The organism is Pseudonocardia oceanicola (assembly GCF_047200735.1).
Lineage (GTDB): Bacteria > Actinomycetota > Actinomycetes > Mycobacteriales > Pseudonocardiaceae > Pseudonocardia.
This window is the reverse complement of the sequence record NZ_JBJZON010000016.1, coordinates 17,219-33,091: the sequence shown is the minus strand read 5'-3', so window position 1 is coordinate 33,091 and position 15,873 is coordinate 17,219. Positions and strand designations below refer to the sequence as shown.

The window sequence follows — 15,873 nt, the reverse complement described above, 5'->3', positions numbered from 1 at the left end:
CGATGGTAGGCGCGTCGGCAGGCGTGGGACCGTGGCCAGGGTGAGTGCTCCACGGGCTGCTGTCGCAAGTCGACTGGCCGGGTGGAGTCGTGCTCCGTTAGGGTGAACGCTTCTGAACGCGAGTACGGATCTCCCTACCCTCGGCGAAGTGAGTGGTGGGGCGGCGACGGAAAGGGTCGGGACATGACGGCTGACGGGGGTGAGCGCTCGCCCGGTGCCCCGCGGTTCGACGTCGTGCTCCGCGGCTACGACCGCAGGCAGGTCGACGAGCACGTGGCGCGCCTGCAGCGGGTCCTGGCCCGCATGCGCGCGGACCTCGACGCCGCGCGCAGCCAGCCCTTCCCGGCCGTGGGGCCGCCGCCGGGCATGGGGCCGGGGCAGCGCCCGATGGGACCCGTGGGGCCGATGGGGCCGCCGCCCGGGCCGCCGCCCGGCGCCCGCCCGCGTCCCACGCCACGGCCGCGCCCGGGCGGGCCCGAGTCGCCGGACATGATCGGCTCCTTCACCGACCGCATGCAGAGCATCCTGCAGGCCGCGGAGGAGGAGGCCGAGGAGATCCGCGCCGCCGCCCGTCGCGAGGCCAAGGCGGAGAGCGAGTCGGTGCGCAAGGAGCAGGAGGGTGCGCGGGCCGAGCTCGCCGAGCTGAGCCGGCAGCGCGACGCCGTCGTGGCCGAGCTGACCCGGCTCCGGGGCCAGCTCGAGGGCCTGCTCGGCGCCCCGACCGCCCGCTTCGCCGTCACCCCGCCCACGGCGTCGCCGGACAAGGAGGAGTCGCGGACCGAGCGGCCCGTGCGGCCGAGCCCCCGGCCCAAGCCGGCGCCGGCCGACGGGCCGGCCGCGTCGGCCGCCGCCCAGCCGCTGCCGGGGGCCGCGCCGTCCCGGCCGTCCTCACCGTCGTCGGCCCGACCGTCGGCGTCGCCCGCGGCGGAGGTGGAGGAGACCACGGCGGTCCGCCGGCCGGACTCCGGTGGGCCCGGCTCGGCGGGCGACCTGTTCCGGCCCGCCTCCGAGGCCCGGGGTGAGGACCGCGGGGCGAGCCGCGAGGAGGCCGAGCCCGCCACCGCGATGGTGCCCGTGGCGAAGTCCGATGAGGACGTCGAGAAGCCCGGGACACCTGCGCGGCCAGTGGAACCGGACCGCACGGTTGCGGTGTCTGCGGTCTCCGCGCTGTCCCCGGTGAAGCGATCCGGCGACACCGGATCGGCTGAAAAGTCGGCCGCCGCCGCGGCCTCGTCCGCGTCGGACGCGCCGGACGACACGCCTGCGGAGAAGGTCGAGCCGGACGCGACGGCCGCGCCCGACGAGGTGTCCGAGACGGTCAAGGTCGGCGCGGTCCGGCCGAAGCCCGCACCGGGCCGCGACGCGGTGAAGCCGCGTAACGGCAGGTCAGAAACGTCCGACGAGCCGCGGGGTGGTCAGTCGAGCGGTGAGTGCAACGGGTCGGAAGGGTCGTCGGCCGGCGCCGGGCGGCCGTCCGGGGGCAAGGACGCCACCCGTTCGAACCGATCGACCTCGGGGTCACGCTCCGGATAGAACCGTTGCGCACCGTGACGTAGATCGGCGTACCGTGCGCGTCCATGGAGCAGGCGTTCTCGGCCGACGTCCTCGTGCCGCTCGGGGTCGGGGCCGCGGCACTGGTGATCGCGGTCGTGATCGTCGTCGTGCGCGCGGTGCGCGGCAGGGCGAGGACACAGCCCGGCGCCGAGCCGACGCATGCGGACTGGACCGGCGAGTCCGTCGGCGAGATGCCGTCCCCCCGGCCCGAGCCCGAGCCGGCGGGTGTCGCCGCGGCTGCGGCGGGCGGTGGTGTTGAGGCGGGTGGCGCTGACGCCGGACGTGCCGGAGGTTCCGCGGCGGGCGCGTCCGGAAGCGGTGGGACCGGAAGCGCTGGAGCCGCAGGCACTGCCGGTGCCGATGCCGGCGGCGCCGGTGAGGGTGTGAGCAGCGCACGGACGAGAAGCGGTGGGACCGGAGGCGCTGGGGCTACCGGTGAGGGGGCCGGCGGCGACGGGGCCGGCGGCGCACGGGCCATTGCCGCGGCGGTGGGGTCTGCCGGGTCAACGCAGGCGCGCCCGCGGACCGTGGCCGAGGCCGTGGCGGTCCGCGAGGCGGACACCGCGCCGTTGCCCGTGCAGTCCGACGTGCTCCTCGCCCGCGCCCGTGCTCATCGCGCGGCCGCCGAGCAGGCCGCTGCGATCCAGGCCGAGGCCCGCCGCGCTGCGACGGGTGACTCCGTGACGCAGGAGGAGTCCCGCTCCGGCGCGCCGGCCCCCGAGGCCGCGGCCGACCGGCAGGACACGGAGGCCGCGGCCGACCGGCAGGACACGGAGGTGGCTGCCGGCGGGCCGGCCCCCGAGGGGGCTGCCGGCGGGCCGGCCCCCGAGGTGGCTGCCGGCGGACCGGCCCCCGAGGTCGCGGCCGGCCGACCGGACACCGAGGGGGCTGCCGGCGGATTGGACGGCGAGGTCGCGGCCGACGGGGCGGACACGGAGGTCGCGGCGGGCGCACCCGACACGGACGTCGCGGACGGCGCGGCACACGCGGGCAGCCGCGGGGCCCCCGCTGCGCAGCCCGCGCCGGCTGCGACCGGCTCGCCCGCGGACCGGAGCACGGCGAAGGTCGAGGCCGACTCCCTGGCCGACGGCTCCGCGGAAGACACCCCCCTCCGGGGCGGGGCGGCCCCGCCGGGCGAACCATCCGAGCTGACCCCGGCGGCCCGCGCGGCCCGGCTGATGGCCGCGGCCCAGGGCGCCCCGACCCCGTACGCCCGGGTCCGTGCAGCGGAGCAGGGGAAGGGACGGGAGAGCGCCGCTGCGCCCGCTGCAGCCTCGACCGGACCGGCCGACGCCAGGACCTCGCCCGGCGCCGCCGCTCCCGCCGCCGCGGTGCCTCGCGCGGAGGCGCCCGTCTCCTCCGACGTGACCGACCGCGCGGACCGTCCCACCGCCGCCGATGCCGTGGCTCCCGCCGACGAGCGGCCCAGCGCGGCCCAGCTCTCGGCCCTCGGGGCGGTGGGGCTCGCCGCGGCCCTCGGCCGGCAGACGCGGAGCGAGGGTGACCCCTCCGACCCGGCCGGGGGTGCTGCCGGCGCCGGCGGCCCGACGGTCGAACCGGACGCGGCCGGCCCGACTGGTGCCCGTCCGGCCGACACCACCTCGCGCGGCGTACCTGTCGCTGCGGGAGGTACGGGGTCCACTTCGGGGCTCGAGCAGCCCGGGCCCGAGCAGAGGGACCGTGAAGACTCGGGCCTCGAGCAGCCTGGGCCCGAACAGACGGGCCGTGAACACTCGGGCTTCCAGCAGCCGGAGCTCGAGCAGCCGGCAGCCGAGCAGTCGGCAGCCGAGCAGGCGGGCGGCGACCAGGCTGCGGTCGAGCAGCCGGGGCCGGGGGAGGCGGGGTCGAGCCGCACCGTCGCCGCGGCCGTCCGGCAGGCCCTGGCCGCACGCGCCCGCGCCGCGCAGCCGTCGAACGCCCTGGTGGACCCGCGTCGCGGCGACGCCCGGGACCGGCTCCTCGCGGTGCTCCTGGACGACCCGGTGCGCGCGGTCGGCGCGACGGTCGAGCTGCAGAGCCAGCAGGAGGAGCTGAGCAGGCTGGCGGAGGAGATGCGCACCCGGCGGGACGAGCTCGGCGGCGTCGTCCGGAAACTGGCCGACGCAGGTCTCGGTCCGAACCAGGTCGCCGAGCTCGCGGGCCTCGACCGTGCCGAGGTCGACCGCATGCTGGGCCAGAACCGTCGTCCCTGACGCGCTCCCCCGCCGACGCGGTCCACTGCGTTCGTTCGCCCGTCAGCGCGAGAGATCGGCGGCAGCCCAGCTGCGCCTTCCGGAAGGATCAGGACGGCACGGGTGACCGAGCGGGTCGCCGCTCAGCCCGCCACCCGCTGCAACAGTGCCGACATGTGCGGCTGCATCGGCTGCCCCTGCATCGCCCGCTCGTCGACGTAGGCGAGGTCGCCCTGGTTGACCAGGCCGTACAGCCGCTTCGCCCCGACGACCTCCTTCGCCGACGGGGTGCGCATCACGGCGTCGGTCTCGATCTGCCAGGAGCGCAGGTCCCCCTTCTCGCCGAACCAGACCTCGATGATGCCGGTGGCATGGGCGATGAGGACCTCGAGCGAGCCGTCGGGTTGCGGGCGCCAGAACCCGGTCTCCCGGGCGGCCGGCCGGATGACCTTTCCGTCCTCGTCGAGCAGCCACGCCCGCGCCTCGTACGAGACGAACGGGCGGCCGTCGTGCGCGAAGACGAGCTGCTGGCCGAAGTGGAAGGGCCCGTCGATCGTCGGGTAGACGACCTCGCCGGTGCCGCGCCACACGCCGATCAACGGGAGCAGGCCGAGGCACTGCTCGTGCAGGTCCGGGCCTTGCCTGAGGTTGGCGGTGTCGTCCGGGACCGGCAGGTCGTCCCACTGCGGCCGGTTGCGCTGCGGCGAGTCCGGCGCGGCGTTGGCGGGGCCGGTGATCATGGTGGGGACGTCGTTGCCGTCGGGCTGCGTCATACGGAGGGCTCCTCCGGGACTTCCTCGGTCGGCCGGGCCGCGAGCGCGGCGGTGGCGTCGGGTGCCGTCGTGAACAGCCGCCGCAGCAGGAAGCCGGTGAAGGCGACCGTCCCGGCGCTCGCCGCGATCAGCAGCACGGTGAAGAACCAGTGCACGGCGGGCGAGCATAGTCCCGCCCCACCCCCGGTCGCCCGACCCGGGTGAGGACGGCGCGCCCCCGTACGGAGCAGGCTCCCGGCGGGAGGCCCGGGATGGACGTGTTGAGCGCCGCGGAGGAGCCGTCGACGACGGTCTTCCGGCTCATGGAGGGCGCCGCCGTGATCTTCGAGGTGCTCGGCGCAGCGGTGCTCGTGGTCGGCATCCTCTGGTCGGTGGTGCTCTCGGCGCGGGTCTGGCGATCGACCCGGCGCGGCCGCGACGGCTACCAGACCCTCCGCGAGACGTTCGGCGGCACGTTGCTGCTGGCGATCGAGGTCCTGGTCGCCGCGGACCTGCTCCGCACGATCGCGGTCGAGCCGACCCTGCAGAACATCGCGATCCTCGGACTGATCGTCGTGATCCGCACCTTCCTCAGCTTCTCGCTGGAGATCGAGATCGAGGGGGTCCCGCCCTGGCGGAGGGCGATGACGAGCGGGCCGGAGCGCGTGGCCGCCGCGGCGGTCCGGGCCCGTGACCGGGCCGAGGTGACGGGCGCCGGCCGCTGAGTCACCCACTCCGGGCGGTGCCTGGGGAGCGCCCGGCCGCGAGGGTGGAGCACCGGCGCGACGGACGGGAGAGCGGTGATGGCGCAGGCGGACGAGGCCGCGAGGGCCGGTGCGGCGGGCACGACGCCGGCGGCTCCACCGACCCCCGAGGACATCCTCCGCTCCGGCGGCTACGCCCGGCTGTTGGTCCTCGCGGCTCTCGTGGGCGCCCCGATCTCGGCGGCCGCGTACTTCTTCCTGCAGTTGGTCGCGGGGCTCCAGGACTGGACCTACACCGATCTCCCGCGTGCGCTGGGCTTCGCCGTCGCGCCGGTGTGGTGGCCGCTACCCGTCCTCGCCGTGGGCGGTCTGGCGGTGGCCGCCGTCATCCGTTACCTGCCCGGGCACGGGGGGCATTCGCCGGCCGACGGCTTCCACGCCGGCCAGGTGCCCGTCCCGAACGAGCTGCCCGGGATCCTGCTGGCCGCGCTCGCCGGCCTGGGGCTCGGGGTCGTTCTGGGACCGGAGGCCCCGCTGATCGCCCTGGGCGGCGGGCTCGGCGTCCTGGCCCTGCACGCCGTCCGCCGGGGCGCCGACGGCCGGACGGCGGCGGTGCTGGCCGCGACCGGCAGCTTCGCCGCGATCAGTGCCCTGCTGGGCTCGCCGATTTTGGGCGCGTTCCTGCTGATGGAGGCCTCGCTGGCCGCGGGGGCGGCGCTCGGCGTAGTGCTGCTGCCCGGCCTGCTCGCGGCCGGGATCGGCTCACTGGTGTTCCTCGGGCTCGACTCGCTCACCGGGTTCGGCACGGCGTCGCTGACCTTGCCCGGGCTCCCCCCCTTCGGCCGGACCGACGTCGTCCAGTTCGGGTGGGCGGTGCTCGCGGGTCTGCTCGCGGCGCTCGTCGGCCTCGTCATCCGCACGCTCACGGGCGTCGTGCGGCGGCACGCCGAGAGCCGCATCATGGTGGCCGGGCCCGTGATCGGGGTGGTCGTGGCCGGGCTGGCCGTGCTCGCGGCGGTCCTGACCGGGCGCGACGTCTCGTTCGTGTTGTTCTCCGGCCAGGACTCCGTCGGGCCGCTGCTGCTCGGCAGCGCCTCCTGGACCGTTCCGGCGCTGACGATCGTGCTCGTCGCCAAGGTGCTGGCCTATGCGCTGTGCCTCGCCGCCTTCCGCGGCGGCCCGATCTTCCCGGCCCTGTTCGTGGGCGCGGCGGGGGGCATCCTGCTCTCGCACCTGCCCGGGCTGCCACTCGTGGCCGGGGCCGCGATCGGGCTCGGCGCGATGTCCGTGGTGATGCTGCGCCTGCCCCTCACCTCGGTGCTGCTGGCGACCTTGCTGCTCGGCACCGACGGTCTGGCCGTGATGCCGCTCGTCATCGTCGCCGTCGTCGTCGCCCACGTGACGGCCGCACGCCTGGCCCCGGCGCCCGCGACGGTCTGACCCCGACTCGCGGGGGCCCAGGGCGCGACTCGCGGGGGCTCAGGGCCCGACTCGCGGGGGCTCAGGGCGCGACTCGCGGACAGCGCACCGCTCCGGCCGCCACGAGGGTGACCGGGGCGGTGCGGGCTCCGCGGCCCTCAGGCGACGGCGATCTCCGTACGGTGCAGGCCCGGCGCGTCCGGCGAGAGCGTGGCCTCGCCGTTGCCGCTGCGGGACAGGGCCCGCACGGTCCAGGTGCCCGGGGCGGCGAAGAACCGGAAGTCGCCGGACGCCGACGACACGACCTCGGCCGTGAACTCGCCGGTGCCGTCGAGCAGCCGGACGAACGCGCCGCCGACCGGCTTGCCGTCGGCCACGACACGGCCGGCCAGCACGGTCTCCTTGGTCAGGTCGGTCCCGGCGGGCAGCAGCGCCGCCTGGTCAGGTGCTCCACACATGTCCTACTTGCTCCCCAGCTCGATCGGCACGCCGATGAGCGAGCCGTACTCGGTCCAGCTGCCGTCGTAGTTCTTCACGTCCGAGTGCCCCAGCAGCTCGCGCAGCACGAACCAGGTGTGGCTGGAGCGCTCGCCGATGCGGCAGTAGGCGATGGTCGGCTTGCCCGCGTCGAAGCCCGCCTCGCCGTAGAGGGCGGTGAGGTCGTCGTCGGACTTGAAGGTGCCGTCCTCGTTGGCCGCCTTGGACCACGGGATGTTGATGGCCGACGGGATGTGGCCCGGCCGCTGCGACTGCTCCTGCGGCAGGTGGGCCGGGGCCAGGATCTTGCCGGAGAACTCGTCGGGCGAGCGGACGTCGACCAGGTTCTTGGTCCCGATGGCGTCGACGACCTCGTCGCGCAGCGCGCGGATCGAGCCGTCCGCCGGCTTGGCGGTGTAGCTGGTGGCGGCCCGCTCGGGGACGTCCGTGGTCAGCGTGCGGCCGTCGAGCTCCCACTTCTTGCGGCCGCCGTCGAGCAGCTTGACCTTGTCGTGCCCGTAGAGCTTGAACTCCCAGTACGCGTACGCCGCGAACCAGTTGTTGTTGCCGCCGTAGAGGATCACCAGGTCGTCGTTCGAGACGCCCTTGCGTGAGAGCAGCTCGCCGAACTGCTCCTGCGACACGATGTCGCGGCGGACCGGGTCCTGCAGCTCGGTCGTCCAGTTGATCTTCACGGCCCCCGGGAGGTGGCCGCCGTCGTAGGCGGTGGTGTCCTCGTCGACCTCGAGGAACACGACGCCCTCGGTGCCCAGGTTCTTCTCCGCCCAGTCGGCGTCGACCAGGACGTCCTCGCGACTCATGCTGATGTCACTCCTGTGTGTCGGTGTCGTGGTGAAACGATGGGGTCGGGCGCGCGCGGTGCGCGCCCGGGCGAGCAGGCCGTACGCCTCGCCGCCCAGGCAGAAGCCGAAGGCCGCGGTGAGGAAGGCGCGGTGAGGAAGGCGCGGTGAGGAAGGCCGCCACCAGCGCGAACGCCGTCGCGACGAGCCCGAGCACGGTCCCGCCCACGGCGCGGCCGTGCGCGCGGGCGCGCCGGACCCGTCCGGTGCGGGCATGGGGGAACTCCTGAGGTGCTCGACGAGAGAAGGTCGGATCAGGAGGACCGACAGAGGCAGCCGGCAAGACGGCACAGGTCCACTGCGCGGCGTCGGGTCAGCGGCCAGTTCACGGCAGCGAGGGTAACCGAAACGCCCGGTCGGCGGGAGCGGCGACCCGGAAGATGGATGCCCGTCACGCCGGATGTCCGCGCAGCTCGGGAGCGAGGGGCGTATCCAGCTCGGCCCGGCGGAGCACGCCGGGGACGCGCAGCAGCCCGCGGCCCGTGCGGTCGGAGCCGACCGTGGTCGGCGTCCGCAGCACCGACAGCGCCCGGGCCAGCACCAGACACCGCGCGGTCGCCGAGTACCAGTGCCGCGAGCAGGACGACGAGACCCGTGCTGCGCACGTCCCGACGAAACCCGGCGGGCCGCGGCGATGTTCCGCGCTCAGCCGGCGGTGTCGGACTCGGGGGCGGCCCCGATGACGACGTCGTGCGCCTCGCCGGAGATCTCCAGTGTCCCGTCGCGCGCCTGGAGCTTCGTGGGCACGACTCCGAAGGGCAGGCCGCCCGGGTCGATGCGCAGCGCGAAGGCCTGCCGCACGAGATCGGTGATCGGGGCCGGCAGGGGATCGCCGTCACTGTTGCGGACGTCCCGCGGGACCACCCGCATCACCCCGTCCGCCACCTGCAGCTCGGCGAGCACGACCGGCTGGTACTCCTGCCCGGCGACGGTCACGGTGCCGGAGATCCGCGCGACGGAGTCCGGGTCGAGCCGGCGCATCGTCGGGTCGCCGCCCTCGTCCACGACGGCGGCGATGGCGTTGGCGTCGACGTTGCCGATGCTGAAGCGCTCGACGCCCGGCAGCATCCGCTGCAGGTCGTCGGCCCCGACCCGGGCCGCGCCCTCGGCCGTGGTGACGCGCAGCGAGGGAGTGCCGGAGCCGAGCAGGCCGGAGAGCGGCGCCTCGACGTCGCGCAGGTCGGCGCGCAGCTGGACGTTGTGCAGGTCGCCGACCCGGATCCGGTCCGCCCGCAGCTCCACCGAGCCGTACTCGCCCGCGACCGCCTGGGTGAGGAACGGGAAGCCGTTGATCCGCACCGACGGGTCGTCCGCCAGACCGAGGCGGTCCCGCAGCTCGCGGGACACCACCGACTCGGCGGCCGCGGCGGCGGCATAGTCCGCGGCGACCAGTACCCCGGCGAGCACCAGCACCGCGACGATCAGGCGTTTCACTCTCGACCTCCGGCTCCCACACGTCGCGCGGGCCCAACCTAGAGACCCCCGACGCCGACCCGTGCGGCGGCCCCGGCGCCCGTCACTTGTCACAGTGCCCTCACGGGCGCGTAACTCGCGCGAAACCACAGCGGGCTCCGGGCGAGGGAAATCGTCGCGCACGGGCATTCCTGCAGCGCACGGGCTCGTCGAACGGGGTGAGCTGGCTCGCGGAACTCGTGTCCGTGGCGACCGCTTGTCTATTCTTGACCGATCCGCGTGACGGACCCGCCGGGTCACGCGGTGTGGAACGGAGGTCGGCGTCGCCCACCGTGACCGGAACGGCGGACGCCGGGCGTGGCGTCCGCCGTCGATTCCCCGGTGGAGAGGAGGCAGCGGTGGAACTGCTACTGCTGACAGCGGACACGGATCCCGGTTCGGTGCTCCCCGCGCTGACCCTGCTCCCGCACGGCGTCCGGACCGCGGCGCCGGAGGTGGCCGCGCTGCTCGACGCCGGTCCCCACGACGCGGTCCTCGTCGATGCCCGGTCCGACCTGGTCGCCGCCCGGAGCCTGTGCCGGCTGCTCGGCAGCACCGGGACGGACGTGCCCGTCATCGCCGTGCTCAACGAAGGCGGACTCGTGGCCGTCTCCGGTGAGTGGGTGGTCGACGAGATCCTGCTGCCGTCCGCGGGTCCCGCGGAGGTCGACGCGCGGCTGCGGCTGCTCAAGTCCCGCCCCGGCGCGGACTCCGCGAGTGCGGGCGGCGCCCTGGTACTGGGCGAGCTGGTGATCGACGAGGCGACCTACGCGGCGCGGCTGCGCGGGCGTCTGCTGGAGCTGACCTACAAGGAGTTCGAGCTGCTCAAGTACCTCGCGCAACACGCCGGTCGGGTGTTCACCCGTGCCCAGCTGCTGCAGGAGGTCTGGGGCTACGACTTCTTCGGGGGCACGCGCACCGTCGACGTGCACGTCCGGCGGCTGCGCGCGAAGCTCGGCCCCGAGCACGAGCAGATGATCGGGACGGTGCGCAACGTCGGCTACAAGTTCGTGCGCCCCGGCCGCGCCGGGCTGGGCGTGCCGGCCGGGGGCGTCCCGGAGGACAACGACGCCGACACGGACGACGACGGCGACCGAGCCACCCTCCGCGGTCTGCACACGATGCGCTGATCCCGGAGGCGGCGACAGTACGATCCCGGCGCGCCGGGACGGCCCGCGGGTAGGGTCGTCCCGGTGAGTGCCGTCCGGGTCCTGTCCGAGCTCGACCCCGCCACCACGGCGGCGGTCCGCGACCTGGCCGTGGCGGCCGGACGCGCGGACGGGCGGGAACCCTTCTCCGAGCAGTTCCTGATCAACCTCCGCGGCGGCGCACGGGCGGGCGTCACGCACCTCGTCGTCGGTACCGCCGAGGCCGCGGACCGGACCGGCGGCGGGCTCGTGGGGGCCGGGGACGCGCTCGCCGGCTACGCGCAGCTGGACGGCACCTCGGCCGAGCTGGCCGTCCACCCCGACCACCGCCGCCGCGGGATCGGTGGCGCGCTGCTCGCCGAGCTGACCGCCCGCGCCCCGGAGCTCGACGTCTGGGCCCACGGTGACCTGCCGGCCGCGGCGGCCCTCGCCGCGTCCCGCGGACTGGAGCGCGCCCGCGTGCTGTGGCAGATGCGCCGCACCCCGGAGGCCGGTGCGCTGCCCGCCCCGACCGTGCCCGACGGCGTCACGATCCGGCCCTTCGTCGTGGGCGAGGACGAGGCCGACTTCCTCCGCGTCAACAACGCCGCCTTCCACTGGCACCCCGAGCAGGGTGGCTGGGCCCTCGAGCAGGTCCGGGAACGCGAGGCCGAGGACTGGTTCGATCCCGAGGGCTTCCTGCTGGCCGTGGACGCCGACGGCACCCTGCTCGGCTACCACTGGACCAAGGTGCACTCGCCGACGGCGGCCGAGCCCGCGATGGGTGAGGTGTACGTCCTCGGGGTGGACCCGGCGGCGCACGGGCGCGGGCTGGGCCGCGTGCTCACCCTCGCCGGTCTGCACCACCTGGCCGCGCGGGGCCTCGACACCGTGCTCCTCTACGTCGAGGCGGACAACGCGCCGGCGGTGCGCGTCTACGAGAAGCTCGGCTTCGCGGTCCACGCCACGGACGTCATGTACTCCACGTGAGACTCCACGGGCCGCCCGTCACCGCTCCGTGTCGCGGCCCACGTCCGAGGTCACGGGCCGATCACGCGCCGTCGGGCGGGTGATGAATCCCGTGCCGTTCGGGCTACCTGTTCACCCTTCGTTCATCCGTAGTGGGTCGAGCGTCCACCGAGCGCACTTAGCGTTCGTGGCCGAGCGGCTCGGAACGGGCCGCGTGTGCGGCCGGTTCCGACCGGCTCCCCGACACACGGAGGAACCAGCAGTGAAGACCATGCGCCCGAAGCGCGCGCGGATCGCCGCCGTCGGCCTGGCGGCCGGCGGCGCCATCGTGCTCGCCGGCTGCGGTGCGGCCAACGAAGGCTCCTCGGCCGGTGGCGAGTCGAGCGCCCCGTCGTCGAACGTGTCCGGCACGATCGCCGGTGCGGGCTCCAGCGCGCAGCAGGCCGCGATGCAGGCCTGGATCGCCAACTTCACCGGGGCCAACCCCGACGCCACGGTGAACTACGACCCGGTCGGCTCGGGCGGCGGCCGCACCCAGTTCGTCGAGGGGGGCACGGCCTTCGCCGGGTCGGACGCCTACCTCGAGGGCGACCAGCTCGAGCAGGCCCGCAGCCGCTGCGGCGGCTCGGTCATCGAGATCCCGGACTACATCTCCCCGATCGCGCTGGTCTACAACCTGGAGGGCGTCGACCAGCTGAAGTTGTCCCCGGCGACGGTCGCGGGCATCTTCAACGGCTCGATCACGACCTGGAACGCGCCGGAGATCGCTGCGGACAACCCCGGCGTGACCCTGCCGGACCAGCGGATCGCCCCGGTGCACCGCTCCGACGAGTCGGGCACGACCGAGAACTTCACCGAGTACCTGCACGCGGCCGCCCCGGACGTGTGGACGAACGAGGCGGACGGGAACTGGCCGGTCCAGGGCGGCGAGGCCGCCCAGGGCACCTCCGGTGTGATCGGCGCGGTGAAGGCGGGCAACGGCACCATCGGCTACGCCGACGCCAGCCAGGCCGGTGACCTCAAGGTCGCCCAGGTCAAGGTGGGCAACGAGTACGTCAGCCCGACGCCCGAGGCGGCGGCCAAGATCCTCGAGGACTCGCAGCGCGTGGAGGGCCAGGGCGACACCTCCTTCGCCTTCGACCTCAAACGCGACACCACTGCCTCGGGCACCTACCCGATCGTGTTGGTCTCCTACCTGATCGGCTGTCCGCAGTACCAGGACGCCAACACGGCGAACCTGGTCAAGGCCTTCTTCTCCTACATCGTCAGCCCGGAGGGGCAGCAGGCCGCGGCCCAGGCGGCGGGCTCGGCACCGATGACGGACACCCTGCGCAACCAGATCACCCCGGTGATCGACTCCATCTCGGCCGCCGGCTGAGTCCGGTGCCTGCCGACGGTCGAGGGTCCCGGTCCGTGCCATCGTGCGGGCCGGGGCCCTCGGCCGCGCCCTCGTCCCACCACCTCGTCTGCTGAGGGAATGCCGTGACCACAACGGAAGTCACGCCCACGCCGCCGAAGACCGCCAAGCCGGTCAGCCAGCTGGGTGACCGGATCTTCGCCGGATCGGCGAAGGGCGCCGGGATCTTGATCCTCGTCGTGCTGGCCGGGGTCGCCGCGTTCCTGCTGATCGAGGCCTTCCCGGCCCTCGTCGCGCCGGCCGAGGAGCTCCCGGGCGAGCAGAACCTGCTCGTCTACGTCTGGCCGCTGCTGTTCGGCACGCTGCTCAGCGCGTTCCTCGCGTTGCTGGTGGCCACGCCGCTGGCCGTCTGCGTCGCCCTGTTCATCAGCCACTACGCGCCGCGCCGGCTGGCGCAGGGGCTGGGCTATCTCGTCGACCTGCTCGCCGCGGTGCCGTCGATCGTCTACGGGCTCTGGGGCGCGTGGACGCTCGCGCCCGCGTCCGTCGGGCTCGCCACCTGGTTCGACGACTACCTGGGCTGGATCCCGCTGTTCGCCGGCCCCGTCTCGACCACCGGCCGCACCATGCTGGTGGCCGGCCTCGTCCTCGCGGTCATGATCCTGCCGATCATCACCGCCGTCGCCCGCGAGGTCTTCCTGCAGACCCCGAAGCTGCACGAGGAGGCGGCGCTCGCGCTCGGGGCCACCCGCTGGGAGATGATCAGAATGGCCGTGATCCCGTTCGGCCGCTCCGGCGTCATCTCGGGTGCGATGCTGGGCCTCGGCCGCGCGCTCGGCGAGACCATGGCGGTCGCGATCGTGCTGTCGGTGTCGGGTGTCATCACGTTCAACCTGATCAGCTCGACCAACCCGTCGACCATCGCGGCCAACATCGCGCTGCAGTTCCCCGAGTCCTCCGGGCTCGCGGTCAACACGCTGATCGCCTCGGGCCTGGTGCTGTTCGTCGTCACCCTGGCGGTGAACATGCTGGCCCGCTACATCGTCAACCGCCGCCGCGAGTTCTCCGGAGCGAACTGATGTCCACCGGAACCGAGCGCAACGACCTCGACACGGCGGAGCGCGGGCTCGACGCCCCCGCCATCACCCCGTCCGACGTCCCCCGCGTGCAGGGCACGCTCCCGCGGTGGGCGCCGTGGGGGATCCTGGTGGGGGCGGCCGTCGTCGTGGGCGCGCTCCTCGCCGTCACCGGCTTCAGCGTCGGCCTCTGGGTCTTCCTCACGGCCGTGCTGTACGCCGTCGCCACCTACGCCACCTCCCGCTTCGTGGAGGGAGCGCGGCGGGCGGCCGACCGGCTCGTCACCGTGATCGTGTCCGCGGCCTTCCTGCTCGCGATGGTCCCGCTGGCCTCGGTGATCGTCACCGTGGTCGGCAACGGCATCGCCCGCTTCGACCCGGCCTTCTTCACCAACTCCATGCGCGGGGTCATCGGCGAGGGCGGCGGCGCCTACCACGCCATCATCGGCACGCTGATCATCACCGGGCTCGCCGCGGTCATGTCGATCCCGATCGGCGTGATGACGGCGGTCTACCTGGTCGAGTACGGACACGGGCGGCTGTCGCGGGCCATCACCTTCTTCGTCGACGTCATGACGGGCATCCCGTCGATCGTCGCCGGTCTCTTCGCGTACGCCCTGTTCGCCCTGGTGTTCGGCCCGGGCGTGCGGATGGGCTTCGCCGGTGCCGTCGCGCTGACCGTGCTGATGATCCCGATCGTGGTGCGCTCCACCGAGGAGATGCTCAAGATCGTCCCGAACGAGCTGCGCGAGGCCGCGTACGCCCTGGGCGTGCCGAAGTGGCGCACGATCCTCAAGGTCGTCATCCCGACGACGGCGGGCGGCATCGCCACCGGCATCACGCTGGCCATCGCCCGCGTCATCGGCGAGACGGCGCCCCTGCTGGTGGCCGTCGGCATCACGACGGGCGTGAACCTCAACCCGTTCGACAACCGGATGGCCACGCTCCCGGTCTTCTCGTACTACTCGTACGTGGCGCCGGGCATCCCGCGCGAGCCGTTCATCGACCGGGCCTGGACGGCCGCCCTCGTGCTGATGGTGATCGTCATGGTGCTCAACATCGTCGCCCGGATCATCTCCCGCGCGTTCGCCCCGAAGACCCGATAGGACACGCCATGAGCAAGAACATCGAGGCCAAGAGCCTGAACATCTACTACGGGTCGTTCCTCGCCGTCGAGGGCGTCGACATGAAGATCAAGAAGCAGACGGTCACCGCCCTGATCGGGCCGTCCGGCTGCGGCAAGTCGACGTTCCTCCGCTCGATCAATCGGATGCACGAGGTCATCCCGGGCGCCCACGTCGAGGGCAGGCTCGAGCTCGACGGCCAGGACCTCTACGGCCCGGGCATCGACCCCGTGGGCGTGCGGCGGCAGATCGGCATGGTCTTCCAGCGACCCAACCCGTTCCCCACGATGTCGATCTACGACAACGTGATCGCGGGCATGAAGCTGAACAACAAGAAGTCCAGGAAGGCGGACCTGGACGACACCGTGGAGCGCTCGCTGCGCGGTGCCAACCTGTGGAACGAGGTCAAGGACCGGCTCGAGAAGCCCGGCTCCGGCCTGTCCGGCGGCCAGCAGCAGCGGCTCTGCATCGCCCGCGCGATCGCGGTGCAGCCCGACGTGCTGCTCATGGACGAGCCGTGCTCGGCGCTCGACCCGATCTCGACGCTCGCGATCGAGGACCTGATCAACGAGCTGAAGACGGACTACACGATCGTCATCGTGACCCACAACATGCAGCAGGCGGCGCGGGTCAGCGACTTCACGGGCTTCTTCAACATCGAGGGCACCGGCAAGCCCGGCAAGCTCGTCGAGATGGACGACACCAAGACGATCTTCTCCCAGCCGAAGCAGAAGGCGACCGAGGACTACGTCTCCGGCCGGTTCGGCTGAGGCGAGCCGGGGACCTGCGGACGGACGCCGGCGGTGCACGACACCGCCGGCGTCTGCCGTT

The 15,873-nt window shown here is 73.8% G+C and carries 17 protein-coding genes; 10 read left to right on the top strand and 7 right to left on the bottom strand.

Annotated features, from left to right (window positions below; genetic code table 11):
- Positions 1-183 precede the first annotated feature (183 nt).
- Together ACL02T_RS21540 and ACL02T_RS21535 are read left to right on the top strand one after the other, a co-directional pair.
- Complete coding sequence (locus ACL02T_RS21540) at positions 184-1,533, top strand: hypothetical protein (RefSeq protein WP_412832534.1); 1,350 nt, start codon at positions 184-186, stop codon at positions 1,531-1,533.
- Positions 1,534-2,081: 548 nt separating this feature from the next.
- On the top strand, positions 2,082-3,746 hold the full coding sequence (locus tag ACL02T_RS21535; RefSeq protein ID WP_412832533.1) for a hypothetical protein: 1,665 nt from the start codon (positions 2,082-2,084) through the stop codon (positions 3,744-3,746).
- Positions 3,747-3,868: 122 nt separating this feature from the next.
- On the opposite strand, the gene ACL02T_RS21530 is transcribed toward ACL02T_RS21535, so the two are convergent.
- Positions 3,869-4,465, bottom strand: a complete 597-nt coding sequence (locus tag ACL02T_RS21530; protein WP_412832668.1) for a heme-binding beta-barrel domain-containing protein — start codon at positions 4,463-4,465, stop codon at positions 3,869-3,871.
- A 29-nt stretch (positions 4,466-4,494) separates the two neighbouring features.
- A complete protein-coding gene (locus tag ACL02T_RS21525; RefSeq protein WP_412832532.1) occupies positions 4,495-4,653 on the bottom strand; it encodes a hypothetical protein in 159 nt (52 codons plus the stop codon).
- 96 nt (positions 4,654-4,749) lie between these two features.
- On the opposite strand from ACL02T_RS21525, the gene ACL02T_RS21520 reads away from it, so the two are divergent.
- Positions 4,750-5,202, top strand: a complete 453-nt coding sequence (locus ACL02T_RS21520; protein WP_412832531.1) for a DUF1622 domain-containing protein — start codon at positions 4,750-4,752, stop codon at positions 5,200-5,202.
- Between the two features lie 78 nt (positions 5,203-5,280).
- Positions 5,281-6,621 carry a chloride channel protein gene (locus ACL02T_RS21515; protein WP_412832530.1) on the top strand — a complete coding sequence of 447 codons (1,341 nt, stop codon included), beginning with the start codon at positions 5,281-5,283 and terminating at the stop codon, positions 6,619-6,621.
- Positions 6,622-6,758: 137 nt separating this feature from the next.
- Here the strand turns inward: ACL02T_RS21515 and ACL02T_RS21510 are convergent, their stop codons facing one another.
- From ACL02T_RS21510 to ACL02T_RS21490, 5 genes are all read right to left on the bottom strand, one after another.
- The gene (locus ACL02T_RS21510; RefSeq protein WP_412832529.1) at positions 6,759-7,058 is read right to left on the bottom strand and encodes a DUF1416 domain-containing protein; all 300 of its coding nucleotides are present in this window, start codon (positions 7,056-7,058) and stop codon (positions 6,759-6,761) included.
- A gap of 3 nt (positions 7,059-7,061) precedes the next feature.
- Entirely contained in the window at positions 7,062-7,898 is an 837-nt protein-coding gene (locus ACL02T_RS21505) for a sulfurtransferase (RefSeq protein WP_412832528.1), read from the bottom strand.
- A gap of 293 nt (positions 7,899-8,191) precedes the next feature.
- Complete coding sequence (locus ACL02T_RS21500) at positions 8,192-8,266, bottom strand: Ms5788A family Cys-rich leader peptide (protein ID WP_412832667.1); 75 nt, start codon at positions 8,264-8,266, stop codon at positions 8,192-8,194.
- 62 nt (positions 8,267-8,328) lie between these two features.
- A complete protein-coding gene (locus ACL02T_RS21495) occupies positions 8,329-8,478 on the bottom strand; it encodes a hypothetical protein (protein ID WP_412832527.1) in 150 nt (49 codons plus the stop codon).
- Between the two features lie 104 nt (positions 8,479-8,582).
- Positions 8,583-9,371 (bottom strand): LmeA family phospholipid-binding protein, encoded by a 789-nt coding sequence (locus ACL02T_RS21490; protein WP_412832526.1) that lies wholly within the window; start codon positions 9,369-9,371, stop codon positions 8,583-8,585.
- A gap of 377 nt (positions 9,372-9,748) precedes the next feature.
- Here ACL02T_RS21490 and ACL02T_RS21485 point away from each other — a divergent pair, with 377 nt between their 5' ends.
- The 6 genes from ACL02T_RS21485 (at position 9,749) to pstB (ending at position 15,812) form a co-directional block, all read left to right on the top strand.
- Positions 9,749-10,519 (top strand): winged helix-turn-helix transcriptional regulator, encoded by a 771-nt coding sequence (locus tag ACL02T_RS21485; RefSeq protein ID WP_412832525.1) that lies wholly within the window; start codon positions 9,749-9,751, stop codon positions 10,517-10,519.
- Positions 10,520-10,582: 63 nt separating this feature from the next.
- A complete protein-coding gene (gene mshD / locus ACL02T_RS21480) occupies positions 10,583-11,506 on the top strand; it encodes a mycothiol synthase (RefSeq protein ID WP_412832524.1) in 924 nt (307 codons plus the stop codon).
- Positions 11,507-11,756: 250 nt separating this feature from the next.
- On the top strand, positions 11,757-12,863 hold the full coding sequence (gene pstS, locus ACL02T_RS21475) for a phosphate ABC transporter substrate-binding protein PstS (protein ID WP_412832666.1): 1,107 nt from the start codon (positions 11,757-11,759) through the stop codon (positions 12,861-12,863).
- A gap of 104 nt (positions 12,864-12,967) precedes the next feature.
- On the top strand, positions 12,968-13,921 hold the full coding sequence (pstC, locus tag ACL02T_RS21470; protein WP_412832523.1) for a phosphate ABC transporter permease subunit PstC: 954 nt from the start codon (positions 12,968-12,970) through the stop codon (positions 13,919-13,921).
- The gene (pstA, locus tag ACL02T_RS21465; RefSeq protein ID WP_412832522.1) at positions 13,921-15,024 is read left to right on the top strand and encodes a phosphate ABC transporter permease PstA; all 1,104 of its coding nucleotides are present in this window, start codon (positions 13,921-13,923) and stop codon (positions 15,022-15,024) included. The genes pstC and pstA overlap by 1 nt, the downstream gene beginning before the upstream one ends.
- A gap of 8 nt (positions 15,025-15,032) precedes the next feature.
- Positions 15,033-15,812, top strand: coding sequence for a phosphate ABC transporter ATP-binding protein PstB (gene pstB / locus ACL02T_RS21460; RefSeq protein ID WP_412832521.1), 780 nt, complete (start codon positions 15,033-15,035; stop codon positions 15,810-15,812).
- Positions 15,813-15,873 lie beyond the last annotated feature (61 nt).